Source organism: Chryseobacterium nepalense, from assembly GCF_023195755.1.
GTDB classification, from domain to species: domain Bacteria; phylum Bacteroidota; class Bacteroidia; order Flavobacteriales; family Weeksellaceae; genus Chryseobacterium; species Chryseobacterium nepalense.
Window position 1 is genome coordinate 541,613 of the sequence record NZ_CP096203.1, and the last position, 25,193, is coordinate 566,805.

At 35.5% G+C, this 25,193-nt stretch carries 27 protein-coding genes; 18 read left to right on the forward strand and 9 right to left on the reverse strand.

Annotated features, from left to right (window positions below):
• The first annotated feature begins 64 nt into the window (after nt 1-64).
• Complete coding sequence (locus M0D58_RS02170; RefSeq protein WP_248393296.1) at nt 65-1,540, forward strand: alpha-amylase; 1,476 nt, start codon at nt 65-67, stop codon at nt 1,538-1,540.
• Nucleotides 1,541-1,613: 73 nt separating this feature from the next.
• Here M0D58_RS02170 and M0D58_RS02175 read toward each other — a convergent pair whose 3' ends face one another.
• Both M0D58_RS02175 and M0D58_RS02180 read right to left on the reverse strand, forming a co-directional pair.
• A complete protein-coding gene (locus tag M0D58_RS02175) occupies nt 1,614-2,984 on the reverse strand; it encodes a T9SS type A sorting domain-containing protein (protein WP_248393301.1) in 1,371 nt (456 codons plus the stop codon).
• A 291-nt stretch (nt 2,985-3,275) separates the two neighbouring features.
• A complete protein-coding gene (locus tag M0D58_RS02180) occupies nt 3,276-4,679 on the reverse strand; it encodes a helix-turn-helix transcriptional regulator (RefSeq protein ID WP_248393304.1) in 1,404 nt (467 codons plus the stop codon).
• A 203-nt stretch (nt 4,680-4,882) separates the two neighbouring features.
• Between M0D58_RS02180 and M0D58_RS02185 the strand changes: the two genes are divergently transcribed.
• Nucleotides 4,883-5,683 carry an HAD family hydrolase gene (locus tag M0D58_RS02185; protein ID WP_248393306.1) on the forward strand — a complete coding sequence of 267 codons (801 nt, stop codon included), beginning with the start codon at nt 4,883-4,885 and terminating at the stop codon, nt 5,681-5,683.
• A gap of 63 nt (nt 5,684-5,746) precedes the next feature.
• On the opposite strand, the gene M0D58_RS02190 is transcribed toward M0D58_RS02185, so the two are convergent.
• Nucleotides 5,747-6,163, reverse strand: a complete 417-nt coding sequence (locus tag M0D58_RS02190; protein ID WP_248393309.1) for a hypothetical protein — start codon at nt 6,161-6,163, stop codon at nt 5,747-5,749.
• Nucleotides 6,164-6,520: 357 nt separating this feature from the next.
• Between M0D58_RS02190 and M0D58_RS02195 the strand changes: the two genes are divergently transcribed.
• Nucleotides 6,521-8,104: a Na+/H+ antiporter gene (locus M0D58_RS02195; RefSeq protein WP_248393312.1), complete on the forward strand. Its 1,584-nt coding sequence runs from the start codon at nt 6,521-6,523 to the stop codon at nt 8,102-8,104.
• Here the strand turns inward: M0D58_RS02195 and M0D58_RS02200 are convergent.
• On the reverse strand, nt 8,090-8,419 hold the full coding sequence (locus tag M0D58_RS02200) for a hypothetical protein (protein ID WP_248393315.1): 330 nt from the start codon (nt 8,417-8,419) through the stop codon (nt 8,090-8,092). The two genes, M0D58_RS02195 and M0D58_RS02200, sit on opposite strands and share 15 nt — an antisense overlap.
• Before the next feature lie 386 nt (nt 8,420-8,805).
• Complete coding sequence (locus M0D58_RS02205; protein WP_248393318.1) at nt 8,806-9,453, reverse strand: DUF1349 domain-containing protein; 648 nt, start codon at nt 9,451-9,453, stop codon at nt 8,806-8,808.
• A 93-nt stretch (nt 9,454-9,546) separates the two neighbouring features.
• Here M0D58_RS02205 and M0D58_RS02210 point away from each other — a divergent pair, with 93 nt between their 5' ends.
• The 9 genes from M0D58_RS02210 to M0D58_RS02250 all read left to right on the forward strand — a co-directional run bounded on the left by M0D58_RS02210 (nt 9,547) and on the right by M0D58_RS02250 (nt 17,481).
• Nucleotides 9,547-10,017, forward strand: coding sequence for a hypothetical protein (locus M0D58_RS02210; RefSeq protein WP_248393321.1), 471 nt, complete (start codon nt 9,547-9,549; stop codon nt 10,015-10,017).
• 67 nt (nt 10,018-10,084) lie between these two features.
• A complete protein-coding gene (locus M0D58_RS02215) occupies nt 10,085-10,312 on the forward strand; it encodes a helix-turn-helix domain-containing protein (RefSeq protein ID WP_248393324.1) in 228 nt (75 codons plus the stop codon).
• A gap of 209 nt (nt 10,313-10,521) precedes the next feature.
• The gene (locus tag M0D58_RS02220; protein WP_248393326.1) at nt 10,522-11,778 is read left to right on the forward strand and encodes an aminotransferase class I/II-fold pyridoxal phosphate-dependent enzyme; all 1,257 of its coding nucleotides are present in this window, start codon (nt 10,522-10,524) and stop codon (nt 11,776-11,778) included.
• 7 nt (nt 11,779-11,785) lie between these two features.
• On the forward strand, nt 11,786-12,415 hold the full coding sequence (locus tag M0D58_RS02225) for a TetR/AcrR family transcriptional regulator (RefSeq protein WP_066439332.1): 630 nt from the start codon (nt 11,786-11,788) through the stop codon (nt 12,413-12,415).
• A gap of 99 nt (nt 12,416-12,514) precedes the next feature.
• Nucleotides 12,515-13,600, forward strand: coding sequence for a DNA polymerase III subunit gamma/tau (dnaX, locus tag M0D58_RS02230; protein ID WP_248393331.1), 1,086 nt, complete (start codon nt 12,515-12,517; stop codon nt 13,598-13,600).
• Between the two features lie 71 nt (nt 13,601-13,671).
• Complete coding sequence (locus M0D58_RS02235; RefSeq protein ID WP_248393334.1) at nt 13,672-14,214, forward strand: hypothetical protein; 543 nt, start codon at nt 13,672-13,674, stop codon at nt 14,212-14,214.
• Nucleotides 14,215-14,615: 401 nt separating this feature from the next.
• Nucleotides 14,616-15,695 carry a chorismate mutase gene (locus M0D58_RS02240; protein WP_248393336.1) on the forward strand — a complete coding sequence of 360 codons (1,080 nt, stop codon included), beginning with the start codon at nt 14,616-14,618 and terminating at the stop codon, nt 15,693-15,695.
• 108 nt (nt 15,696-15,803) lie between these two features.
• Nucleotides 15,804-16,730, forward strand: a complete 927-nt coding sequence (rsgA, locus tag M0D58_RS02245) for a ribosome small subunit-dependent GTPase A (protein ID WP_248393338.1) — start codon at nt 15,804-15,806, stop codon at nt 16,728-16,730.
• A gap of 334 nt (nt 16,731-17,064) precedes the next feature.
• Nucleotides 17,065-17,481 (forward strand): nucleoside-diphosphate kinase, encoded by a 417-nt coding sequence (locus tag M0D58_RS02250; protein ID WP_248393340.1) that lies wholly within the window; start codon nt 17,065-17,067, stop codon nt 17,479-17,481.
• Nucleotides 17,482-17,794: 313 nt separating this feature from the next.
• On the opposite strand, the gene rpe is transcribed toward M0D58_RS02250, so the two are convergent.
• Nucleotides 17,795-18,445 (reverse strand): ribulose-phosphate 3-epimerase, encoded by a 651-nt coding sequence (rpe, locus tag M0D58_RS02255; RefSeq protein ID WP_248393350.1) that lies wholly within the window; start codon nt 18,443-18,445, stop codon nt 17,795-17,797.
• A gap of 330 nt (nt 18,446-18,775) precedes the next feature.
• Nucleotides 18,776-19,849 (reverse strand): chryseobasin maturation metalloprotease ChrP, encoded by a 1,074-nt coding sequence (chrP, locus tag M0D58_RS02260; protein WP_248393353.1) that lies wholly within the window; start codon nt 19,847-19,849, stop codon nt 18,776-18,778.
• 51 nt (nt 19,850-19,900) lie between these two features.
• Here chrP and M0D58_RS02265 point away from each other — a divergent pair, with 51 nt between their 5' ends.
• A complete protein-coding gene (locus M0D58_RS02265) occupies nt 19,901-20,605 on the forward strand; it encodes a DUF4294 domain-containing protein (protein WP_248393363.1) in 705 nt (234 codons plus the stop codon).
• 34 nt (nt 20,606-20,639) lie between these two features.
• Here M0D58_RS02265 and M0D58_RS02270 read toward each other — a convergent pair whose 3' ends face one another.
• Nucleotides 20,640-21,056 carry an NUDIX domain-containing protein gene (locus M0D58_RS02270; RefSeq protein WP_248393364.1) on the reverse strand — a complete coding sequence of 139 codons (417 nt, stop codon included), beginning with the start codon at nt 21,054-21,056 and terminating at the stop codon, nt 20,640-20,642.
• A gap of 378 nt (nt 21,057-21,434) precedes the next feature.
• On the opposite strand from M0D58_RS02270, the gene M0D58_RS02275 reads away from it, so the two are divergent.
• The 5 genes from M0D58_RS02275 (at nt 21,435) to M0D58_RS02295 (ending at nt 24,548) form a co-directional block, all read left to right on the forward strand.
• Nucleotides 21,435-22,433 carry a LacI family DNA-binding transcriptional regulator gene (locus tag M0D58_RS02275; protein WP_248393366.1) on the forward strand — a complete coding sequence of 333 codons (999 nt, stop codon included), beginning with the start codon at nt 21,435-21,437 and terminating at the stop codon, nt 22,431-22,433.
• Between the two features lie 18 nt (nt 22,434-22,451).
• The gene (locus tag M0D58_RS02280; RefSeq protein ID WP_248393369.1) at nt 22,452-23,357 is read left to right on the forward strand and encodes a carbohydrate kinase family protein; all 906 of its coding nucleotides are present in this window, start codon (nt 22,452-22,454) and stop codon (nt 23,355-23,357) included.
• Nucleotides 23,358-23,463: 106 nt separating this feature from the next.
• Nucleotides 23,464-23,598 (forward strand): bacteriocin-like protein, encoded by a 135-nt coding sequence (locus M0D58_RS02285; RefSeq protein ID WP_072882896.1) that lies wholly within the window; start codon nt 23,464-23,466, stop codon nt 23,596-23,598.
• Nucleotides 23,599-23,716: 118 nt separating this feature from the next.
• Nucleotides 23,717-24,229 carry a DUF421 domain-containing protein gene (locus M0D58_RS02290; protein WP_248393371.1) on the forward strand — a complete coding sequence of 171 codons (513 nt, stop codon included), beginning with the start codon at nt 23,717-23,719 and terminating at the stop codon, nt 24,227-24,229.
• 133 nt (nt 24,230-24,362) lie between these two features.
• Nucleotides 24,363-24,548, forward strand: a complete 186-nt coding sequence (locus M0D58_RS02295) for a hypothetical protein (RefSeq protein WP_248393373.1) — start codon at nt 24,363-24,365, stop codon at nt 24,546-24,548.
• 271 nt (nt 24,549-24,819) lie between these two features.
• Here the strand turns inward: M0D58_RS02295 and M0D58_RS02300 are convergent, their stop codons facing one another.
• Complete coding sequence (locus tag M0D58_RS02300) at nt 24,820-25,134, reverse strand: DUF4286 family protein (protein WP_248393375.1); 315 nt, start codon at nt 25,132-25,134, stop codon at nt 24,820-24,822.
• Nucleotides 25,135-25,193 lie beyond the last annotated feature (59 nt).

Below are 25,193 nucleotides of genomic sequence, written 5' to 3' on the forward strand. Positions count from 1 at the left end.
TTTTAATAAATTTATTTAAGATATTCGTTTAAATCAAATGAATAAGCCTAGAGTGCTATAGATTATGAACGGAGTAATTATACAATATTTCCATTGGTATTACAAGGGTAAACTTTGGAATGAATTTGCAGAAAATGCAGAATATTTAAAAAGCCTTGGAATAAGCGCTGCATGGCTTCCGCCGGCTACAAAATGTAATCTGGGTCTCGAAGGAAGGGGATACGATATTTATGATCTTTATGATCTGGGAGAGTTTGATCAGAAAGGAGGAATTGCTACCCGTTACGGAACAAAAGAAGAATATGTAAATGCCATTGAAAAAGCGCATCATCACGGAATTGCAGTATATGCCGATATCGTGCTTAACCACAGAATGGGAGCCGATGAAGATGAAAAAATAAAAGTTCACCAAGTGGACGAGGAAGACCGTAACAAGATTATTTCAGAACCATTTGAAGTAACTGCACAGACCAAATTTACTTTTCCCGGAAGACAAGGGAAATATTCGGATTTTATATGGGATTACCAATGTTTTAGCGGGATTGATATTGTTTATAAAGATGGCGGAGAACAGACCGGAATTTTTAAAATTCATAATGAATACGGTACAGAATGGACTGACGACGTAAGTCATCAATTAGGAAATTACGATTACCTGATGGGAGCTGATGTAGAATACCGGAATCCTCATGTTGTTCAGGAAATGAAAAACTGGATCAAATGGTATCTCGAAACCACCAAGGCAGATGGATTGCGATTGGATGCGCTGAAACATCTATCTTCCGATTTTCTGAAGGAATGGATTACTTACATAAAAACAGAGCTGAATCCTGATTGCTATATTTTAGGGGAGTTCTGGAAAGATGATGTTAAAAAAATAACGGCTTTTTCCGATAAAATGAATGATCTGATTTCCTGTTTTGATGCTCCTTTGCATTATAATTTTTTTAAAGCATCGGAAGAAGGAAAAGCGTACGATCTTAGCCGTATTCTGGAAGGAAGCTTGCTGGAAGAAAAGCCTGTTTTTTCGGTTTCATTTGTTGAAAATCACGATACACAGAAGCTTCAGGCTTTGGAATCTACGGTGCGTGACTGGTTTAAACCTATTGCCTATGCCATTATTTTGCTTTCCGAAGATGCTTATCCCTGTATATTTTATCCGGATCTTTTCGGGGCGGAATATACCGATCTTGTAGACGGAAAAGAGGTAAGTGTTACCATGCCTAAAATTGAAGCGTTGCCAAAACTGCTGATCGCCAGACAAAAGTTTGCAATAGGAGAACAGATCAGATATTTTGATCATCCTGATTGTATTGCCTGGGTAAGAAAAGGTATCGATGAAAAATTCGGCTGTGTAACGATTATCTCCAACGGTGATGAAGGTTTCAAGGAAATAGATCTTGGACAGGAAAATGCGAATTCAAAATTTAAAGATTTTCTTGGTCACAGAACAGAGGAAATAACAACAGATGAAACCGGTAAAGCAGTATTTTCAGTGAATGGCTGTTCAGTAAGCGTCTGGATAAAACTGCAGCCATAATTTTATAAAAAACCTGAGAACTTCAAATATGAAATCCCCAGGCCATCCTAATTTACCGAATCTTTACTTTTTATTATTCTTTAATGATCTTTTTCACGGATGTGGCACCATTTTCCAATGTTACTTTCAGAAGATAAAATCCTTTAGCAGTACTGGAAAAATCAACCTGATTATCTGTAATTTTTGCATTAACAGTCTGTCCGGAGGCGCTTATTATTTCCGCGGATCTTATTTTAGACCCGCTTTTAATTGTAACCGTTCCATGGGTAGGATTTGGATATACTGAAAATGAGTCGTTATTTTTAACATCATTTACGGACAGCGCATTTAATGAAATTCTTTTTAAATTTGTTCCGTTCTCTGAATACGCTACAACCAGGTAATTATTCACAGGATCTACGGCAATATCATTAAAAGTAGAAACTCCGGATGAAATAAAATTTCCTCCCACTTTTATCCAGCTTCCGGTAGAAGCATCAAAGCGATATACAAAATTTCTTCCGTTATCGGAGCTGGAACTGTCCCAGACGGCAGCAATAACATATGGCGTTCCGTTTGGGGATACAGCAATGGCCGTGTTGTTTACAACAGTATCGGAAAAGTTGGCATTACCTACTTGTACCCAGGATGTACCGTTGAATTTTTTTACATTGAGTTTTCTTCCTTCTGCAGTACTGGAAACATATACTACAAAAGGAGTATCATTATACATCGCAATATCGGAATAAGAATTATCCGAGCTGTAAGCGTTTCCTGCCGGAGTACCGCCAACCAGTGTCCAGGAATCTGATGATGAAGCATTGGCGCTGATTCTGTAAACATTTACAGTACCACCTGTCACCTGACACGCATAAACATTATTATCAGAACCCACTGCCATTTCAGCAAAAGTGGCACCTCCCGCAAAGCCTGCATTTCCAAGTTGTTCCCAGCTTCCGTTGCTGTTATATCTCCTTACGGTTCCGGATCCGTCTGATCCATAAGCAAAAAGCGTGTTGTTAGATGATACCGCAAGCGCCTGATAGTTTACGATAGAATTGGTAGCTTGCGTAAGCACACTCCATGATCCTGCACTGAATTTTCTTACCGCCATTCCGGTAGTCGGGGAAAATGACTGATTACTGTAATAAATATTTCCCTGATTATCTGCAACCAAAGCGTTATAAGTGGCTGTTCCCTGAGTAATACCGGGAGATCCGCCAAGATAAGAAATAGATGTTCCGTCGAATTTTTGTACAGATCCCTGGGCAACAGATACATCATAATAAGAAACATAATAATTACCCAAGGCATCAACTGCCAGATTGTTATAACTCGAATTCCCTGCTGAAATAACTGAGGATGAGCCCACATTTTCCCATGACTGGCTGTGTACAAAACCAGTAAGTCCCAATCCAAAAAGAATGACAGCCTTTCTTAAACTAAAAGAAGCGTTTTTTACCATAATAATGTATTTGAATAAATGTTAAAAAATTAAATTACGGAAAGGGAATATTTGATGATATATGGTGTGATTCAGTCGGACAAATTTATATATTGGATTTAATTATTCATGTATTTTTTTAATGAATTAATAAATATATAGATACTCATTTGATACTTTTATGGGTATTTGGTGTTTATTTTTAAACTTTTAATAATATTGTAATTTTTTTTAGATCGATGTACAAGATAAAGAATCAGGCTTTGAAATTTATTTCAAAGCCTGATTCTTATGATTTTCGACAATAATAATTTAAATAGTATCAATCCAGTTATAGATATCTACCGATTGAGGAATTTCTAGTTTTTTCCGTAATCTGTATTTTTTGTTTTGAACCGTCCGTGTTTCAATAAAAGTATATCTGGCGATTTCTTTCGTGGTAAGCTTTAATTTTAAAAGTGCACAAAATTCTATTTCCGATTGCTGGAGTTCCGGGTTGATCTTTAACAATTTGTCGGAAAATTCCGGGAATGCATTTTCAAAAGCAAACATAAAACCGGGATCATTATTTTGGATCAGTGTGATGAGATGATTATAAAGTTCATGAAGGTTGTGATTGTTTTCAATAGTCTTTTTCTTTTTAAGTCTCATATAAAAAAATACAGATGCAGCCAAAACAGCAATAACTGAAAAAATCCAGATTAAAAAACTTCTGAGCCTGTTTTTATTTTGTTCTTCTTCATCTTTATGGATAACTTCCTGCAGCGAATTGTATTTACTCTGAAGGATCTGCAGATCTTTTTGCTTGATCTTATTCTCATAATAAGCGGCACTGTCTTTTTTACCGGTTTCCGTATAAATTTCCTGAAGTGCAAGGTATGAATCGTTGAGATTAAGTTCAACACCGGTTCTGTGGATTATTTTGAGCGCTTTATGAAAATTTTCCACAGATTTTTCATACTCTTTTTTCTTTTTATAATACTTTCCGAGTACCATAAAGTTACTGGCCATGGATTTCTCTTCTGCCGTGACCATCGGTTTTATGCTGATCGATTTTTGAGCAAAGAAAAATGCGGAATCAATATCATATTCAGCATAGATGCTTGCGAGATTAGAGTAATTAAGATATTGAAAATCGGCATATTCATTCTTGTCATGAATTTCTTTACCGCTTTTTATTTCTTCCATGATCTTTTGAGAGGCCTTTCTCGGTTCGCCTTTGTCTAAATAAAGATTGGCAAAGCTGCTGAGAAGATTGGCTTTCGCATAAAATATTTTCTTACTGTTCGACTGGTTCTTTTGAAGAAGGGAATAGGCTTTATTCAGATGAACAATGGCCTTGTCATAAAACTTATTAATGGAAAAGCTTTCAGCCATATAAACATTGGCCATGGCCTGATAATATACATCTTCATATCGTTCTGAAGCATTCTGAAGCTGATATGAAGAAAGAATAAGGCTGTCTACAAGGTTTTTATTGTAAAAATATCTGCACTTTTTCTCCAGAAGCTGCATTTCGGATATAGAATCTTTTAATATTCTGGAAGTTTTAATGAGACCGTTGATTTCAGGATAAGCCTTATTGATATCCGATGTGAAAAGTTTGGAATTTGCTTTTACTTTAAGTTTAAATTCTTCGCGGCTTGTTCTTGATTGTGAGTACGCTGTAATACAGACACATAAAAATAATAATAATGTCAGCCGGACGTTTTTCATTACTGAGAAATAAAAACTTTAGATTATGAATTTTGGGTAAATTTAAGAATAAAATTAATATTTAATTCATATTTTAAGATAATATAAATGTAATTGGAAAGTATTTGTTGTATTGTTAATTAATATAGCAACGTGAATAGTAAAATTCTATTAAAATTTTAAATAATATATTTGTTTAAATTTTGACACTGAAAAATATTTTTATGGATGATATCAGGATGATTGTAACGGATATGGATGGTACTTTTCTCAATTCTGAGCATGAGGTAAGCCCCGAATTTCCGGAAGTATATGAAGAGCTTAAAAAAAGAAATATCTTATTTGTTCCGGCCAGTGGAAGACAGATGCTCGGCATTACCAAATATTTTGGGGATCTGGAAAACGAAATGGCATTTATTGCAGAAAACGGAGGTTATGTAATCTACAGAAATCAGGAACTCTTTGCCGATAAAATGGAACAGGAGCACATCGTTGAAATCATAAAATCTATCAGAAAAATTCCTGGTGCAATGGCGGTTCTGTCGGGTAAGAAAAAAGCGTATGTTGAAACCGATGAAGCTGCTTTTATCAAATATATTTCCCAATTTTATACTGATAATGAAATTGTAGATGATTTAACTTCAAAAAAAGACGACAGTGTATTTAAAATTGCAGTATATCATCCTGAAGGATCTGAATTAAACGTTTATCCTTTTGTAAAAGATTTTGAAAAATATAATCTGGAAGTTGTGGTTTCCGGGAAATACTGGCTTGATATCATGAATAAGAACATCAATAAAGGAAATGCTTTGGAAAAACTCCAGAATGCCCTGGATATCTCTCCACAGCAGACGATGGCTTTCGGAGATTATATGAATGATATTGAAATGCTGAAGAATTCCAAATATTCTTATGCGATGAAAAATGCACATCCTTCCGTAAAGGAAGCTGCAAGTTTTGAAGCATGCTCCAATGATAATTTCGGAGTTTTAAAAATCATAAAGAATTATCTGGATAAGAACTAAAAAAAAAGAAGCTGTTTCAAATGTTGAAACAGCTTCTTTCTGAATTAGAAAATATATTATAATTTAAGATTCGGTGCCTACTAATCGGTAGCTCATGGTTGCCGGCTCTTTTCCGAACAGACATGAGAAAATATTTTGAAACTCATGAATATACTTACATCTGATCGAATTTCCATAGATTTTCAATCCCTCTACGATTTTTCTTGAGCTTAGGTCAATATCGTATTTAATAAATGCTTCCGGTCTTTCGTATCTGATACGTTGTTCTGAACTGTATGTTCTTGAAAAACCGAATTTTTCCAGCCATTCTTCAGTAATGTGTATCGGCTTTATTGATGCTGCCGGAACAGAAAAACTGTGAATGTCGTTTTCAATTTTCACAAAATAATCTTTTTCATTATCCTGAAAAATTTCAGTGATATTATAAATCTGATTTTTGTATTCTACTAAATTATTGATTTTTAAATCTGCAACGTTCATGATATTTTGTGTGTTTGAGTTATTATTCAAAGTTGGGTGAATGTGTTGATACTAATGTTTACAAATACTATGCCTTATGTTTTGAATAATATCTTATTTAACGATTAATTTTTATTTTATTTATCCTGCAAACAACTGTATAACCCTTTCCAATACGCAGATTAACAATTAGAAACAGGAATTGGCAAAGTTAAAAATGTGGTACTCGTGTGGTAGGTAAAATTTTACCGTTTTTTAAATTTATCAAATTTAAGTGATATAAAAATTTACGATATATAAAGTTATCTTATGTTTCTTCCTTTCTTAAAGAAGATTTATTGCAGAAAATTATTACATTTAATGTTGAAAAATCACCGGATGATACAAAACTTTCCTTTTTATTTAGTACTGATTATTATTATTGTCCTTCTTATTATGCTGGCTAATAAAATTAAGGTTGCATATCCTGTTTTATTGGTTGTTGCAGGTTTGATTATCAGTTCGATACCCAACATTCCTGTAGTAAAAATAGACCCTGAACTAATCTTTATCATTTTTCTGCCGCCTTTATTATATGAAGCTGCATGGGCAATTTCATGGAAAGAACTTTGGAAGTGGAGGCGGATTGTAGGGAGTTTTGCCTTTATTGTGGTATTTCTTACTGCTACAACAGTTGCATTCGTGGCCAATCATTTTATTCCGGGATTTTCTCTTGCGCTGGGATTTTTATTGGGAGGTATTGTTTCACCACCGGATGCTGTAAGCGCAGGCGCTATTCTTAAATTTGTGAAAGTGCCGAAAAGAATGTCTTCCATTCTGGAAGGCGAAAGCCTTTTGAATGATGCTTCTTCATTGATTATTTTCCGTTTTGCCATGATTGCCGTTGCAACGGGTCAGTTTATTTGGCATGAAGCTGCATTAAGCTTTTCATGGATGCTCATCGGAGGAATCGGCATAGGTGTGCTTGTCGGCTGGCTGTTTATGAAAGGACAGAAAATTCTTCCTACAGACGCCAATATGGATACTATTCTTACCATTGTAGCGCCGTATCTGATGTATATTGCAGCGGAAGAAGTTCACAGTTCCGGCGTTTTGGCGGTGGTAAGCGGTGGATTATTGCTTTCGAATAACCGTCATAATTTCCTCAGTACCTCATCTCGTCTTCGGGGAATTAACGTTTGGGAAAGTCTCGCATTTGCTTTAAACGGAATTGTTTTTATTTTAATAGGTCTTGAACTCCCGGAAATTACATCCGGACTGGAAGGGGTGAGTATTTCATCGGCTATCGGTTATGGTTTATTGATTACGGCTGTTTTGGTATTGGTAAGAATCCTTTCTGCGTACGGAGCCGTTGTTGTAACGCTGATTGCTAGAAATTTTATTACGGTTGCAGACAGCAGGAATCCTGGGTTTAAAGTACCGGCTATTCTGGGATGGACGGGTATGAGAGGAGTAGTGTCTTTAGCGGCCGCCTTATCGATTCCCGTAAAGTTATATCCGGGAGGACCGGATTTTCCTCAGCGAAACCTCATTCTTTTTATTACATTCATTGTTATTCTCACTACGCTGGTTGTTCAGGGACTTACGCTGCCGCTTATCATCAGAAAAGTTGATCTTCCTGAATATGACGATCATCTGCCGGACGAAGAAGCGGAAGACATGATTCGTCGTGAGCTTGCTAAACTGACGGTTCAGCATTTAAAAGAAAATCACAGCGAGCTTCTCGGTAAAAGTGTTTTTCTGCAGCAGATTCATGAAAAATGGAAAGGTAAAATTGAAGAAGAATCTGATATTAAGCTTTCCTCCGAAACCAAAAATGCCTATCTCCATCTTCTTGATGCACAAAGAGCATGGCTTATTGAGCAGAATCATGATGAAAAGCAATATTTTGATGAAGATCTTATCAGAAAGCACCTCATGAAAATTGATCTGGAGGAAGAAAGGATATTACTGGTTCATTAGGAACATCATAACCTTCTGCAGATATTCATCTTCTTTCAGAACTTTATTGTACGATTGCCTTGCATATACCGGTGAAAGCTCGTAATTATCCGGTTTGGAATTGATATCTTCATTCTCAATATAGTTAAGGTGGCGGGTGTAGTCTTTAATAAGTTTGTTGATCGTCTTTCTTTTCATTTTACATAAGGTATTGTTCTTTATCTTCTGCAGAGAATTAAGAATAAAAGATTTGTCACCGTGGAAGTTTACAACATTTTTCACAAAAGAAAGGTTGTGATTATCCTGCATTACAGAATGTTCATCTTCAAAAATCATGATCGTAAAAGGTATTAATTGTTTAAAATGGTTTCAAAACACTTATGGTTGATTATGAAAATCAATTGACGGGTATGGAAAAAGACTTCCAAAATACCTTAATAAGGCAGTCTTTCTGAATAATAAAGTGAGTTGACATACTATTAATTTTAATGTTGGTGTGTAAAAAAATAAAGACTTATTGTTTAAAATTTCATATTCAAATATCTAACCAAAAAAGTAATTATTTTAAAATTATTAAATATTTGTAATAAATCCTCTTAAAATTGAAATAAATAACAATAAAAATGCGAAAACGTGGTATCTTCCGAATAATTATTAAATGAAAAACCTCTCTGATCAGGAGAGGCTGTAATAAAATTGACTATGTATTGAGTATTCTCAATCTATTTATTGCTTTCCAGCCATTTCAGACGGCGAAGATCCGGTAAATGTTTAACACTGAAATTTTCAAACACGGCATTAAAACCGTTCCCGTCCGGACATGCTGCCATAAGACCAACCATTACAGGTGAATTATCCTGAAGATAGGCATTGCGCATCATCGTATAGTTTTTATCATCAAAAGAGTAGAAAATTTCTACGGCGTCAAGTCTCCTTACGGCTTTTATCCAGACCTCCGAGGGCGTTTTATCAAGTGTGATAACACTCCAGTCACTGGTAGTGTGGGTTACTACCGTACTCAGATTATACTTGCCGTCTACAAATTCAATTCCAGCTTTGATGTAATTTTCCTTATCAATCCTTAACATGAGCCCGGACTGGTCGAATCTGGTTTTGTAATTTCCTCTTATTTTCACCTTAGCTTCAAATTCTCCTCCGTACATGGTGTATAAGAACGGAGCATCATCAACAGTAAAGCCGTAATGAGAAATCCGCCAGTAATCGCTTTGAGGTGTTACAAACATATTCAGGGTGTTGTTTTTAATTTCCCATTTTTCAGGCTCGTTAAACCACATCATTTTTTCCAGTGTCTGTGCCATAGCTTTATTAATTGTACATAGTGCAAAAAAACTTAAAAATATTCTCTTCATTCTTTATACGATATTTCCAATAGCTTTAATATTATTAATTTAGCAAAAATATCATTTAAAGACATTGTACTCAATACTGAAAAATAACCATTTATGGAGATCGTAAAAAAACTTAATCAGGTTCTTCTTCAGGAACAATATGATAACAAAAAATGCATGATGGACACGGAAGTGTACAAGAATATTGCAGATATGTATACAAAAACGGAGCATTCAATAGCCGTGCTCAGTGATATGCAGAATAACAGGAGTTATGTATTCAGTTCGGGAATAGCCTTGGAGCTTGGTCTTAATTTTCAAGATCGTCCTACAGTGATAGATTCTATATGGGAAGAAGAAATCCTAAAAAAAATGCATCCTGATGATAAGCTTAAGAAATATATTCATGAGCTCAGATTTTTTGAGTTTTCATTAGAAACGGACCCTGAAAAACGTTCAGAATTCAGCGTGCTTTCAAGAATAAGAATAAAAAATAAAGACGGAATCTATAAATTTGTCGTACACAGGATGTTTTACTTTTTCTCACCATACAACACAATTACGATTTGCGCTTTGTCTGTATAATCTGGATTTTGATCAGTCTAAACTTTCACAGTCATCTTTTTCGATTATCAACTCGGTAAAAGCAGAAGTGGTTATAGAAGATAAACTTAATTATACCAGTATTCTTTCTAAGCGCGAATTAGAAATCCTGAAATATATTGGTGAAGGGTGTACCAGCAAGGAAATCGCAGGAATTCTTTCAATTAGCATCAATACAGTAAACCGGCACAGGCAGAATATCCTTGAAAAATTAAAGGTGAAAAATTCTGTAAGCGCTTTTAGCGAAAGTTTAAACTATAATCTTGATAAATTGTAAATATTTGAAAATAATATCTTTATCTTTTTATAATTCCTAAATGCTTATTGTCTTTTTATTGTTTTTTCATTGCATCTTTTAAATATATAAACAGGTATTATGATTTTTTAATAGAAATTTTACAGCCTTATCGAAAAATACTAATGAAATAGAGATTTGTTTTTTAAATTAATGTTATATTTGTTATAATAACAATTAACATAAAAAGGATGAACATTAATTTTTCAACAGCAACTTTCAAAGATTTTGAAAATATCCCGGGAATGAATATGATGGAACGAGCAGACATTTACTACGACTTTCTGGAGTATATGAAAAAGAACGGCCACAGATACAGATTACAGAATAATACAGGATGCAGCTCTGTAATGAGAGTCGGTACGGAAGAAATAACGAAAGAGTTCGTAAGTTTTGTAACAAGTGATTACCTGGGATTTACCCAGCATCCAAAAGTAAAACAGGCCGCTATAGAAGGGATAGAAAAATACGGGACGGGAACAGCTGCCACACCTCTTATCGGGGGGTACTATTCTTATCATAAAGATCTGGAAGCAAAAATATCTTCTTTTTTTGGCAGAACACAGGATGAAGCCGTAATTTTTACAACGGGATATACTACCAACAGCGCAACATTACAGATTCTTCTTCAGAAAGAAGATATTGCCATTTTAGATATGGCGGTACATGCCAGTGTTTATGAAGGATGTATCCTTACCAACAGAAAAACATTTCCTCATAATAATCTTGATGCACTGGAGCAGATTTTAAAAAAATCTGAAAACCAGTTCCGTACAAAACTCGTAGTTATTGATGGTGTCTATTCTCAGGATGGGGACATTGCTCCTATTGAAGAAATTTATAAATTAGTAAAAAAATACAATGCCTATCTGATGATTGATGACGTGCATGGAGTAGGGATTTTAGGAAAAACAGGAAGAGGAACAATTGAAAACACAGGATTGTTGGACAAAATAGATATCATTACCGGAACATTCAGTAAAACATTCGGTAATCTTGGAGGATATGTTATTGCAAATAAGACACTGGCCAATTTTATAAGATTCCAGTCACGTCAGCAGATTTTTTCTGCCACCACACCTCCTTCCACTGCAACAGGTATCATAAAGGCGATAGAGTTGATAGATGAAGAACCGCACTGGCGCACAAAGCTTTGGGAAAATATCAATTATTTTAAAAAAGGACTTGATGACCTGGGGCTTGACACTGGGACTACCTGCTCTGCGGTTATCCCTGTAAAAATAGGAGATCCTCATATTACAGGAGATGTAGGCAAAATGTTGCTGGATCGCGGGATTTATACAAACCCTATAATTTATCCTGCAGTAGCAAGAAAAGATGCAAGAATAAGAATGAGCATGACGGCAACACATGAGCGAGATCATATCGATAAAACACTCAATGCATTTGAAGATATCAATAAAAAATTGCATATTGCGAAAAAATAAATAACAAATGGCTAGAAAAGTTGTACAAGGCCCTATTAGGGATAAAGAAAAGACCAAGCAAAAGCTGCTGGGCGCGGTTGGAAAGATCTTAAGAACAAAAGGTTACTCAGGTCTGAAAGTAAGCAAAATAGCAGCTGTGGCAGGTTTTGATAAAAAACTGATTTATGAGTATTTTGGAAGCACCGAAAAACTGATTGACGAGTATATCAGAACTCAGGATTATTGGAGCAAAATGAATCAGGATAATATTGAAGTGGATATATCAGATGGTGGAAGGGAATTATCTAAAATGGCCATCCTTAATCAGTACGAACATATTAAAAAAAATAAAGAACTCCAGAAGATTATCCTTTGGGGACTTTCGGAAAGCAAACCGATTCTTAAAAAAATAGCAGACGAAAGGGAAGAGATGGGAGAAATGCTCTTTAAAAATATTGTAGACCCTTATTTTCAAGAAAAATCAACAAGGTACCGTGCCATTGCCGCTGTTCTTGTATCGGGAGCATATTATCTTAACCTCTATACAGCGCACAATGCCAGTATGTTTTGCGGTATTGATCTGAAATCCGAAGAAGGTAGAAAAGAAATCGAAAAAGCAATCACTGAAATCATTGATTTCGCTTATGATCAGAAATAATGATGAGAAAAAATTTTCCTATTGACCAATGCTAAGTTTTTGTGGATAACTTGAAATTGAAAATTTTCAAATTACAACTATATTTCTTACTTTTGGCCAATGGAAAATTTTATCGTATCTGCACGTAAGTATCGCCCACAACAATTTGATACTGTTGTAGGGCAATCACATATTACGGATACTTTAGAACATGCGATTGGAGAAAATCAGCTGGCTCAGGCTTTATTGTTCTGCGGTCCCAGAGGTGTAGGAAAAACTACCTGCGCCAGAATCCTGGCCAGAAAGATCAATGAAAAAGACGGCTCCGTTTCAGAAGACGGTTTTGCATACAATATTTATGAGCTGGATGCGGCCTCCAATAACTCTGTAGATGATATCCGCGAACTGATAGACCAGGTACGTTTTGCCCCTCAGGTGGGTAAGTACAAAGTATACATCATCGACGAGGTGCATATGTTGTCTTCAGCAGCTTTCAACGCTTTTCTTAAAACTCTCGAAGAACCGCCTGCCCATGCGATCTTTATACTGGCAACAACCGAAAAACACAAGATTATTCCTACCATCTTGTCACGTTGTCAGATTTACGATTTCAAAAGAATCACCATCGAAGATATTCAGGGGCATCTTAGAAATATTGCTCAGAAAGAGAATATTCAATATGAAGATGACGCCCTTTATCTAATCGCCCAGAAAGCAGATGGCGCACTAAGGGATGCACTATCCATTTTCGACAGACTCTCTACATTTTCACAAAAGAACATTACTTTGGCAAAAGCCGCTGAAGTTTTAAATATTCTTGACTATGATCAGTATCTTAAAATTGTTGATCTTGCCAAAGAAGGTAAAATTCCAGATGTACTTGCTGCATTTAATGAGATCGTAAAAAAAGGATTTGATCCTCATATCTTTATTGCAGGACTTGGAAATCATTTCAGAGACCTTATGATGGCTCAGAATGCTTCTACGATTGACCTGATTGAAGTGGGAGAGCAGACAAAAGTTAAATTCGTTCAGCAGGCACAAAATTGGAATGCGCAACAGTTGATTGATGCAATAGAAATATGTAATCACGCTGACATTAACTACAAAAATTCCAAGAATCCAAGACTTACGGTAGAAATTGCATTGATGCAGCTATCCTCACTTACTGCAGGTGCAGACATTTCAAAAAAAAAAAGTTTATAATATTAGCTCCTTTTCTCAATGAAAAACAGGAAATAAAAATACCTGCACAGATTATTGAAAAAAAAGAGGAGTTGGTCCAGCCTCAGACACAGGATATTACCAAGCCTCAGGAAGTAGAAATTAAGAAAACTACAAAACCCTTAACCAAAAAGGTATTTTCTTCAGAATTCAGCATTAATGCCCTTTTAAATAAGGAAGATAAAGCTGAAGAGGAAGAAACTGTTGTAGTCAAAACAGAAGCTCTTCCTCAGAATCATTTTACGGAAACAGATCTGCAGGCAGAATGGAATCTATTGCTGAAACAGTTGCAAAAGAAAGATACATTCGTTTTCAATGCTATCAAATCATTCAAACTCGTTAAATCAGCCGAAAACCAGATTACTGTTTTCTTCCCTTCTGATTCTGCAAAGGTGGAGTTTGATAAAGTAGGCCGAGAGTTTTTTAATCACTTTAAAACAAAAGTTCACAATTTTTCTATTGAGATTATATACCAGCGTGATGTTGAAAATCTTAAGATTGAAGTGATGACCAAAAGAAAAATCTTCGAAAAATTCGCTGAGAAAAATCCGCTCCTTAAAGACCTTGACGATCTGATGCGATTTGACCTTACTTAAATTTTATAATTCAGGATATTCTACTTTAAATAAATTTTATATATTTGCTAAATATTTGTCCTGAAAATGCATTTTCGACAAAATAAAATGTAACAAAAGCTTACAACAAACGATCAGCAATTGGAAAATTTAGTAAAACCATTTCTATCTGTTTTTAGACCCGCTACTTTTTTTAGCGGTTATTTTAGCTTTTCTACAGTGTATTACAGAAGTTCAGAAAAGAAGTATCGATTTTATTATTGGTATTGCTAACTGAATTTCTTTCCAAAAAATAACAGGAGAACAACAGCCTGATTCCTGATTCCATTAATATTTTTAACGGCATTTTTTAGAAAGAATTATAAAGTAACTTTATGATGCAATTGCCGTGGCTGTATATCAACAAAAAATAAATAAGAATAATGAATTTAAAAGAATTGAAGAACGACTGGATTGATGCTTTTCCTCAACCGATGATGATTGCAGGGCCATGCAGTGCGGAAAGTGAAACCCAGATGCTGGAAACAGCCAGGAGAATAAAAGAAACACAAGCCCAAGTGCCTATTTTCCGTGCAGGAATATGGAAGCCGCGTACAAAACCAAACGGATTTGAAGGAGTAGGAGTAATAGGGCTCAACTGGCTTAAAAAAGTAAAAGAAGAGTACGGCTTCAGAACCGCTACCGAAGTTGCCAATGCACACCATGTGTTTGCTGCACTTGAAGCTGATGTAGATATTTTATGGATTGGGGCGCGTTCTACTGTAAATCCTTTTACCGTACAGGAAATTGCAGTAGCACTCAGAGGAACAAAAAAGACCGTACTTGTTAAAAATCCGGTAAATCCAGATCTTGCCCTTTGGATCGGTGCTTTAGAGAGACTTTTAGGTCAGGACATCCAAAATCTGGGTGTTATTCACAGGGGATTTTCAACCTACCAGAAAACAAAATACAGAAATAACCCAAACTGGCAGATTGCTTTGGATTTTAAAAGCCAGTTTCCAAATATTCCGATGCTGATTGATCCGTCACACATCTGCGGAAACAGAACCGGCCTGGCAGATATTACCCAGGAAGCGCTAAACGTTGGATACCAGGGAGCTATTATTGAAACGCATGCTAATCCGGATGAAGCATGGAGTGATGCGGCCCAACAGATTACACCGGAAGTTCTGGCAGAACTTATAAGCAACCTTAAAGTAAGAAGTACTGATCTTGCAGGTTTTGAAGGAGAAATGGGAAGACACAGGACATTAATTTCCGATATTGACTTCCAGCTGATTGAACTGTTATCCCAAAGAATGAAAATCTCCGAAAAGATAGGAAAACTTAAAAAAGAAAATGATATCGCTATATTCCAGCCGGAACGATGGAAGGTGATCACGGAATATGCAACGCAAAAAGCAGTGGAAACCGGCATGTCTAAAGAATTTATTGAAAAGGTGTTTAAAACAATTCACGAAGAATCAATAGAAGTTCAGAATAATATTATGATCGACAGATAATCATATACTGATAACATTTAGTAATTCGGGGCCGAGAACTCAGGGGATGGTATAAACATTAGCCTGAATTCTTAGCCCTATTTTCTTATATTTGCAATAAGTTAATATATGAAAGGGAAAATCATTAAATCTACAGGAAGCTGGTATCAGGTTTTGGAAATGGAAACCGGGAGAATCTTTGAAGCAAGAATCCGAGGTAAATTCAAGCTTATAAAAACCAGGCTTACCAATCCGCTTGCTGTTGGTGATTTTGTAGAATTTCAGCTGGAACAGGATGATATTGCCTGGATCACGAAAATAGAACCCCGCAGAAATTACCTGATCAGGAAATCCGTAAACCTTTCGAAAGAAGCCCATATTATTGCTTCCAATATTGACCTTGCATGTTTTATCTTTACTTTAAAACATCCGGAAACATCCCTCGGATTTCTGGATAGATTCCTGGCCTGTTGTGAAGCTTACAATATTACTCCGCTTATTTTATTCAATAAAATTGATGTTCTTCATGAAGAAGAGATTGAGATCGTAAAAGATGTAGAATTCCTTTATAATGAAATCAGATACGAGACACTTGAAATTTCATCTTATTCCAGATTAAATCTCGATCAGCTCCAGGAACTTTTAAAGGATAAAACCTCTGTATTTTTCGGTCATTCAGGATGCGGTAAATCTACTTTGGTAAATGCTTTGCAACCAGATCTCAATTTGAAAACATCGGAAATTTCAGATACCCATCTTAAAGGAAAACATACAACCACTTTTGCACAGATGCATTTCTGGAGTTTTGGCGGTAATGTAATTGATACACCCGGTGTGCGCGAATTTGCTATGATTGATATTGAAAAAGAAGAAGTGCAGCATTATTTTCCTGAAATCTTCAAAAAAAGAGAAGAATGTAAATTTCACAACTGCCTGCACATCAACGAACCAAAATGCGCTGTTATTGCCGGCCTGGAATCAGGAGAGATTCAGCATTCAAGATATTCTACTTATATCAAGCTGATGGAAGAAGCCGAGGAAGCAGCTCAAAAATAACTCAATTTTCTTTAAAAATAATTCACATTACTGTTCATTGATTTAAAATGAAGCAATAAATAGCTGGTTCTATTGCTGTTACGTTTAATGTCTTTTTTTTAATGATAAGAAATCGGTGAAAGTACTATAAATAAAAAACCCAGCCTAAGCTGGGTAAAAACTAATAACCATGAAAACTCAAATTAAACATGAGAATCGGAATATAAGAAACAATTATTATGCCAAACTTTTGTGTGCGATTTGTTAACAAATGTTATTTTAATGTTAAAATTTGTTTAAAATCTAACTAATCGATTTTTTTTGTATTTTTGCGCCATTAAAAAAATATACATATATGTCTAACATTACATTCACCATGATTAAGCCTGATGCAGTTGCAGACGGACATATCGGTGCTATATTAGGTAAAATCGCAGAAGGAGGTTTCAAAATTAAAGCATTAAAACTTACACAGCTTACTGTAGCTGATGCTAAAAAATTCTATGAAGTGCATGCTGAAAGACCATTTTATGGAGAATTGGTTGAATTCATGAGTTCTGGACCAATCGTTGCTGCAGTACTTGAAAAAGATAATGCTGTAGAAGATTTCAGAACATTAATCGGTGCTACAAATCCTGCAGAAGCTGCAGAAGGCACTATCAGAAAAATGTTTGCAAGAAGTATCGGTGAAAACGCCGTACACGGTTCAGATTCTGACGACAATGCTCTTATTGAAGCAAGATTTCACTTTTCAGGAAGAGAGATTTTCTAGTTAGAAAATTGCTTAAAAATACAGGTCCGGGGAATAATATTCTCCGGATTTTTTATTGTTTGAAATAAGTAGCCTGAAAATCAGCTTCAAACCTTTATGAACAAAAGGAAATCCGTATAAATACCTAACGGTAAATTACGTATTTGTACGGATGGTTTTTATATAAAATTTCATCAATTTTACATCATAATTCAGAAGAGAATTACATAGTAAAAAAAGTCTTAACTAATAACCATAAGGACTCTGATTTTTAGCAAAGAAGAAAAGGCAGACTCTTGAGCTGCCTTTTTGTCATATCTAACTTTAAAAAAATTTAAATTTTTAATAGTTCAATGGTTCTTTCCGGACTCTCTGCCGAAAAGACAGCATTGCCTGCTACCAGAACATCTGCTCCTGCTTCAAAAAGTTTCGCAGCATTGTCCACGTTTACACCACCGTCAATTTCAATAAGCGCGGTAGAATTGTTGCTAAGAATCAGATCTTTTGTCTCAGCAATTTTCTTATAAGTGTTTTCAATAAATTTTTGCCCGCCAAAACCCGGATTTACACTCATCAGTAATACAAGGTCAACATCAGCAATAATGTCTTCCAGCATGAGCACAGGAGTGGAAGGATTCAGGACCACACCAGCTTTTGCACCCAGACTCTGAATGTGATGAATGGTTCTGTGAAGATGTGTACACGCTTCATAATGTACTGAAACAAGATCTGCTCCATGATCGATAAATTCTTCAACATATTTTTCAGGCTCTACAATCATAAGATGCACGTCTACAAATTTTTTTGCATGTTGCTGAACGGTTTTCATCACCGGAAACCCGAATGAAATATTCGGGACAAATCTTCCGTCCATTACATCTACATGGAACCAGTCGGCCTGGGAGTTGTTTACCATTTCAATATCTCTCTGTAAATTTCCGAAATCTGCAGCGAGAAGGGAAGGGGCAATAAGCTTCGTTTTCATTTTACTTTTATACTTTACTTTGTTTTTATTTCTTATCTGCAAAAGTTTTAATACAAATACAGGAAAAAGCTGCCAAAAATAATGGTCTCAATAATTGCTAATTTAATATTGTTAATTTTGAGTGCCAACAATCTGTCAATTATAAATAATCCCAAAGGGACTATACTGAAGATGAGAAGCGTTTCGAGAACCATCTTGTACGAAGAACCAATTTTGGGAGGATTAAACCATTTATATACAATACCAAAAATAATATATCCGAAATATAATGCTGTCATAACAGATATAAATGTCGGCTTTCTGATAAGATGATTAAAAAAGCGCTTCATATTAATGATATTTCAGCTTCATTTCCGGCTGGATTTTTAACAGCGTTTCGTAAATCAGTTTAATCACATTTCCAACATCTTCTTTAGAAACCATTTCTACAGTCGTGTGCATATAACGAAGAGGAAGTGAAATCAATGCACTGGGAACGCCACCGTTAGAATGCGCAAAAGCATCAGTATCCGTACCGGTCATTCTGCTGGCCGCAGCCCGTTGATAAGGAATTTCCTTTGTTTTAGCCGTTTCAATGATCAGTTCCCTGATGGTATGATGAACACTTGGTGCAAAAAATACTACCGGACCGGCACCACATTTCTGGTCGCCTTCCTTTTTCTTTTCGATCATTGGAGTCGTGGTATCGTGTGTGACGTCAGTAACGATAGCAATGTTAGGTTTTATGGTGTCTGCAATCATATCTGCACCATACAAACCGACCTCTTCCTGAACGGAATTGGTAATGTACAAACCGAAAGGAAGTATTTTTTTATTTTCCTTCAAAAGACGCGCAACTTCGGCGATCATAAATCCGCCGATTCTGTTGTCTAAAGCCCTGCACACAAAATAACGATCATTCATTTCAAAGAATTCGTCGGGATATGTAATCATACAGCCAACATAAATTCCCATATCTTCAACTTCTTTTTTAGATGTTGCACCGCAATCAATGAATATATTTTCAATTTTAGGGGTCGGTTCATTCTGATTGGTTCTTGTATGGATCGCAGGCCAGCCAAACACTCCTTTTACAATTCCGTTTTCACCATGGATATGTACGATCTTGGAAGGCGCGATGGTCTGATCAGAACCTCCGTTACGGATCACATAAATAAGCCCTTCATCAGTAATATAATTTACATACCAGGAAATTTCATCGGCATGCGCTTCAATGACAACTTTAAATTCTGCTTCAGGATTGATAATTCCGTAACATGTACCATAATGATCTACCTCGATTTTATCAACATAAGGCTTGATGTAATCCATCCAGACTTTCTGTCCTTCATGCTCATAACCGGTAGGCGAAGAGGTATTTAAATATTTTTCTAAAAACTTAAGGGATTTCTTATCAAATTTCATAAAAAGGAATGATTTTTGCGTTCTAGTTTCTTTCTAATAGGTGTAAAAATAATGAAATTTAGCAAGATTATTTGTCTTTATCTTTTCTTTTTTGGGGTGAGTGTTTTCGGGCAGAGAGACTCTGTGATCGCAAAACCTTTAAGCCAATATCCTCAGGAACTTTTAAAGGTAGACGAATTCGGAAATAAATATTTTTATGATGAAAGACAGAAAGCCAAAATTTACGAGATCAATGGTGAAACGGTGGTGGTAATGGATGAACTTGTTTTGCTGAATAAACCAAGGTTTAATAACCAGCTCGACAGAAACTATTACTATTTTCTTAATAAAAAACTCTACAGGGTTTATCCTTTATTTTTAACTGCCCTGCAACAATACAGGGATATTCAGGGTGAGATGAATAATCTGGACAGCAAAGCGAAAAGAAAATACATTAAAGACCGGCAGAATATGCTTGCCGACCAGTATGAGAAACAGCTGAGAGATCTTACAACAACCGAAGGACAGATCTTTGCAAAACTAATGAACAGAGCTACCGGCAAAAATGTCTATGAAATCATAAAAGAATTAAGAGGAGGATGGAGTGCCTTCTGGTGGAATGTAAAAGGTAAAATGGCAGATATAGACCTTAAGGATAAATATGATCCGCATGTAAACAGAACGGATGAATATCTTGAATCACTGCTTCAGTCTAACTGGAACTCAGGCTATTTGCAACCATACCCCGGAGCGGCAAATTTCAGAGTCTACAAATAATAAATCAATATAAAGAAAAATTCCTGTAATATTTTTACAGGAATTTTTCTTTCAGCTTATCGAAAACAACTTTATCGATGGGAAGAACAAAAGGATTGTCTGCTCTGTCAATATCAATCCATTCTGTTTTTTCAATGCAAGGGTCAAGAATAAGGAAATCTTCTTCATTAATGATATTCACGAGATAATAAACAGTAAGCAGTTGTTCATTCTCCCTAAAACGCGAAACCATAAAATTTTCCTGGGTGTAAAAATGTTCCAGGATCTCTATTTTAACATTCAATTCCTCGTCAAACTCGCGGTGCAGACATTCTATCAGCCCTTCCCCAAATTCAAGCCCGCCTCCTGGAAACTTCATTAAAGGTTCACCTGCATACTCCTCAAACAAAGTCAGAACTTTATTATCCTTCACCGCACAGGCATAAACCCTAACGTTTATCTTATCTATCATACATAATAATTTGTATAGCTAAAGTAAGAATTATGAAGGAGGAGACAAAACGAAAATCATTTATAAGATAAAAATAAAGTTTCCATTCAGCATAAATTTTCTCTTCTGATTTGAATTACGTTTATTTTTGATTATATTTAAGTATAAACGTTTAACCAAAATAATCCGTAAATGTTATTATTTTAATTTTTTGCATCAAATAAACAAAAAAGTGTAATTTAAATAAAAAATTAAATAATTGTAAATCATAAACTTATCTCCATCATCGTCACCCTTTAATAAATCCGCGAAACTACAATTATTTTTCAAACATCCAAAAAATAATCCTATTGTTTTTTATATCTATAATAGAATATTTTTGCGATAAAGCCAACAATTATGAAGCGAGCTTCAATAAAAGATATAGCAAGAATTGCAGGAGTTTCAGTAGCGACAGTATCTTATGTTCTTAACAAAAAAGAAGGAAGCCGGATTAGCGAAGCAACCCGGGATAAAATTCTGAAAGTTGCACAGGAAATCAATTATACACCCAATAAAATCGCCAAAAGCCTTAAGATGAGTAAAAGTAAATTGATAGGTCTTATCGTAGCTGATATTTCCAACGATTTTTACTCAAATATTGCCAGAAGTATTGAAGATGAAGCCATGAAAATGGGATATACGCTTCTGATTGGCAGCTGTGACGAAAATCCTGAAAAATTCGGAAAACTTACCGAATTGTTTTCTGAACAGCAGGTTGACGGGATGATTCTTGCCCCTGTAACTGGATCTGATGATGCTATTAACAGGCTTGTACGCGAAGAATATCCTATTGTAACCATTGACAGATACCTGAAGAATATAGATCTTCCGGGAGTGATGATCAATAATTTTGAAATCTCGGAACAGATTTGTGACTATTTACTCATGAAGGATTTTGATGAGCTTATTTATGTAGGATATGACACAGAACTGCCACATTTGCTTGACCGGCAACACGGTTTTGAAACAAGAGCCGAAAATTCTGATGTTACCATCAAACGGATTTTAACGGGAATTCATAATATCACTGAAGAAGTTCATCTGCAGCTTCACAATAATCTTGATCTTTCTAAAAAAACGGCTATTTACTTTTCAAGCAACAAGCTCGGAATCGCAGGATTACGCTATCTTATCGATAATAATATTAAAGTTCCCGAAAGTGTTTCATTGGTTGCGTTTGATGAGACGGAAGCTTATTACCTTTTTCCAACCGAAGTAAGTTTTGTTCGCCAGCCTTTGGAAGAAATGGCCCGCGAATCCGTAAAGCTTCTGGACAGCCAGATCAACAGCTATATACAACACGGTAAAAGAGCGACATTGCAGGCAGAATTTGTAGAACGAAATTCTGTAGAATAATAAAAATTTATTGATTTAATGACAGATAAAAAATCTTATATAGTATGTTTCGGCGAAGTATTATGGGATCTATTTCCTGAAGGTTCCAGAGCCGGCGGAGCACCCTTTAATGTAGCATATAATGTGCATAAAATGGGTATTGATGTAAAGGTGATCAGCAGAACCGGAAACGATAATCTGGGTGAAAAATTAAGACAGCAAATCGTTAGCTGGGGGATTTCTACTGAACTGATACAGGTTGATCAAAATTATCCAACCAGTACCGTCATCGCAAAAATTGATGAGCATAATGAAGCAACTTATGAAATCACCAATAACGTAGCTTGGGATCATATCGAATATTTTCCTGAGTATGATAATTGGCTGTTCAATGCTGAAGCTTTTGTCTTCGGAAGTCTTTCTTCAAGAAACGATGAAACAAGAAATACGTTGTTAAAACTTCTCGACAAAGCAAAGCTCAGGATTTTTGATGTTAATTTCAGACCTCCGTTTATTGATAAAGAATTAATAAAAACACTTTTACATAAAGCGGATATTGTTAAGATAAACCAATCCGAGCTGGAGCAGATCATTGAGCTGATAGGGGAAGAATTTCAGACGGACGAAGAAGCGGTGAAAGCTATTCAACGAAGTTTTGCTGTTGATGAAATCGTTTTAACCAAAGGAAGTAGAGGAGCGAGCTATTTTGTGCATGACAAAAGCTACACACTTCCGGCTGTACCGATTACGGTTGCAGATACCGTTGGAAGCGGCGACGCTTTTCTTTCAGGATTCATTTCAAAAAGAATTACCAATGAAGATCCGGAAGAAATTATCAGAAATGCAGTGGCACTCGGTGCATTTATTACTTCTAAAGCCGGAGCATGTCCGGATTATGATTATTCCGATTTTGAAAAATTTAAAAGAATGCACTTTCAAAAATGATTTAAAATTTTATTTACTAAATGAAAATCATGAAAAAATAAAATGAAAATCTGTAATAATCTAGAATAAATTTCGTTGTATATTGAACCAACAAAATTAAAACGATATGAAAAATTTAAAGAAACTAACAAAGACGGAACTTAAATCCGTGTACGGAGGGCAGCCAAAACAATATTGTGTGTACTGCGAAAGATTAAATAAGCTTGTCTGCAGTGAAGCTCAAATTTCACAATGTCCTTAATACTTACAGCCGCTTTAAGCGGTTTTTTTTATTTCTATAGGTCATTCTAATCTTTACTTTATTCATTTTTTCAAATTATACGCAAAAATTGTTACATTTATTGTATAATTAAATTGTAGTGAATCCCATTTTAGATGTCGTTCTACGCTCACTTTGTGTTTATCTTTTCATGGTAATCGCAATCCGTCTTTTTGGTAAAAATCAGCTTTCACAGCTTAATGCCGGCGATGTTGTCCTGCTGCTGCTTATTTCCAACGCAGTACAAAACGCAATGGTGGGGGAAAACACCTCGCTACAGGGAGGGCTTATAGCTGCACTTGTTCTTTTTATTGCGAATTTTATTGTTAAGCGTTTTATGTTTTCCAACAGGAAATTCGAGAGTTTCCTGGAAGATGATCCGGTAATTCTTGTAAAAGATGGTAAAATGGATGAACAAGCTTTAAATAGGGTGAAAATTAGCAGAAGTGAACTAGATGAAGCGGTGAGGGAACATGGAGTAGACGGCATTGAGAATGTAAAACTATCTGTTCTTGAAGTTGATGGGAATATTAGTGTAATCTCCGAGGATGAGCATAGCAAACAAACACATTATTCAAGAATTAAAAGAAAATATAAGCGAAAATATCATTAATTCTATTTTTTCTTTTCAGGTAATATTGCTTGTAAAGACTGTTTAACAACGGTTTTTATCATTTTTTTAACATAAAATCATTTTTTTTTGGCATTAACATTGTTGCCTTAACCTGAATTTGAAAAGTGAAAAAATGAAAGGATTGATTAAAATTGTTGGAGTGACAACAGTGATGATGATGATGACTTCATGTATTGTTCATGAACATCATGGTAGAAGAGGGATGCCTCCGGGACATGCAAAGAAAGTGTATATCTACGAGAAAAGAGGACATGGTCCTGGCCACGGGCATCACAGAGGACATGGACGTCACAGGTGAAAATGAAAAAAATAAAAGCATCGGATTATCCGGTGCTTTGTCGTTTAGTTGTGTTTCAGTTGCTTTATAATTTGGCATTCCGCTTGATACCTATATATCAATCACAAAAACTGTTTTTATGAAAAATTTATCCAAAATGTTATTGGCGCTGGCGCTGTTTGCCGCGCTTTCTTCATGTCTTCCAAGACCACCGGCTCCGCCAAGGCCGCCGGAACCACCGCACAGACGATAAAAAAACAAGCCCGGAAATTTTCCGGGCTTTTATTTATATTTAAAATCTTGTCTTTCTTGGATTTAAAAAAGTATTAAAAATCATTACTTCCGTTCCGAACCTGGCTTCTACACGTTCTGCAATATTCTTAAGTTCGCTTTGTACAAAGTCTTCCCTTAGATCATCATTATCAAAAACCAGCAGGAGATTATAATTTTTCCCTTCATCAATATAATCACTATGCACCTCAGACAGGATATATTTATTGACATCCAGTAAATTTTCTGCCATCAGAATCAATGTTTCATCGATATAATTTTCCCATTCTTCCAGATTGTTTTTCGTACAGTGGAAAGTTATACTTAATACGCTCATATTTTATGATTTTTTTAATATTTTGAGTAAAATTCTACGGCAAAAATCGGCAAATTTTT

What these genes read in the sequence shown, in the direction of transcription:
- rpe (WP_248393350.1), bottom strand. Translation starts at nt 18,445, where the DNA reads ATGAAAACGAAGCTTATTGCCCCTTCCCTTCTCGCTGCAGATTTCGGA.
- M0D58_RS02300 (WP_248393375.1), bottom strand. Translation starts at nt 25,134, where the DNA reads ATGAGCGTATTAAGTATAACTTTCCACTGTACGAAAAACAATCTGGAA.
- M0D58_RS02240 (WP_248393336.1), top strand. Translation starts at nt 14,616, where the DNA reads ATGAATTTAAAAGAATTGAAGAACGACTGGATTGATGCTTTTCCTCAA.
- chrP (WP_248393353.1), bottom strand. Translation starts at nt 19,849, where the DNA reads ATGAAATTTGATAAGAAATCCCTTAAGTTTTTAGAAAAATATTTAAAT.
- M0D58_RS02285 (WP_072882896.1), top strand. Translation starts at nt 23,464, where the DNA reads ATGAAAAATTTAAAGAAACTAACAAAGACGGAACTTAAATCCGTGTAC.
- rsgA (WP_248393338.1), top strand. Translation starts at nt 15,804, where the DNA reads ATGAAAGGGAAAATCATTAAATCTACAGGAAGCTGGTATCAGGTTTTG.
- M0D58_RS02180 (WP_248393304.1), bottom strand. Translation starts at nt 4,679, where the DNA reads ATGAAAAACGTCCGGCTGACATTATTATTATTTTTATGTGTCTGTATT.
- M0D58_RS02205 (WP_248393318.1), bottom strand. Translation starts at nt 9,453, where the DNA reads ATGAAGAGAATATTTTTAAGTTTTTTTGCACTATGTACAATTAATAAA.
- M0D58_RS02270 (WP_248393364.1), bottom strand. Translation starts at nt 21,056, where the DNA reads ATGATAGATAAGATAAACGTTAGGGTTTATGCCTGTGCGGTGAAGGAT.
- M0D58_RS02280 (WP_248393369.1), top strand. Translation starts at nt 22,452, where the DNA reads ATGACAGATAAAAAATCTTATATAGTATGTTTCGGCGAAGTATTATGG.
- M0D58_RS02190 (WP_248393309.1), bottom strand. Translation starts at nt 6,163, where the DNA reads ATGAACGTTGCAGATTTAAAAATCAATAATTTAGTAGAATACAAAAAT.
- M0D58_RS02250 (WP_248393340.1), top strand. Translation starts at nt 17,065, where the DNA reads ATGTCTAACATTACATTCACCATGATTAAGCCTGATGCAGTTGCAGAC.
- M0D58_RS02170 (WP_248393296.1), top strand. Translation starts at nt 65, where the DNA reads ATGAACGGAGTAATTATACAATATTTCCATTGGTATTACAAGGGTAAA.
- M0D58_RS02275 (WP_248393366.1), top strand. Translation starts at nt 21,435, where the DNA reads ATGAAGCGAGCTTCAATAAAAGATATAGCAAGAATTGCAGGAGTTTCA.
- M0D58_RS02200 (WP_248393315.1), bottom strand. Translation starts at nt 8,419, where the DNA reads ATGATTTTTGAAGATGAACATTCTGTAATGCAGGATAATCACAACCTT.
- M0D58_RS02210 (WP_248393321.1), top strand. Translation starts at nt 9,547, where the DNA reads ATGGAGATCGTAAAAAAACTTAATCAGGTTCTTCTTCAGGAACAATAT.
- M0D58_RS02175 (WP_248393301.1), bottom strand. Translation starts at nt 2,984, where the DNA reads ATGGTAAAAAACGCTTCTTTTAGTTTAAGAAAGGCTGTCATTCTTTTT.
- M0D58_RS02225 (WP_066439332.1), top strand. Translation starts at nt 11,786, where the DNA reads ATGGCTAGAAAAGTTGTACAAGGCCCTATTAGGGATAAAGAAAAGACC.
- M0D58_RS02185 (WP_248393306.1), top strand. Translation starts at nt 4,883, where the DNA reads ATGGATGATATCAGGATGATTGTAACGGATATGGATGGTACTTTTCTC.
- M0D58_RS02265 (WP_248393363.1), top strand. Translation starts at nt 19,901, where the DNA reads ATGAAATTTAGCAAGATTATTTGTCTTTATCTTTTCTTTTTTGGGGTG.
- M0D58_RS02220 (WP_248393326.1), top strand. Translation starts at nt 10,522, where the DNA reads ATGAACATTAATTTTTCAACAGCAACTTTCAAAGATTTTGAAAATATC.
- M0D58_RS02295 (WP_248393373.1), top strand. Translation starts at nt 24,363, where the DNA reads ATGAAAGGATTGATTAAAATTGTTGGAGTGACAACAGTGATGATGATG.
- dnaX (WP_248393331.1), top strand. Translation starts at nt 12,515, where the DNA reads ATGGAAAATTTTATCGTATCTGCACGTAAGTATCGCCCACAACAATTT.
- M0D58_RS02195 (WP_248393312.1), top strand. Translation starts at nt 6,521, where the DNA reads ATGATACAAAACTTTCCTTTTTATTTAGTACTGATTATTATTATTGTC.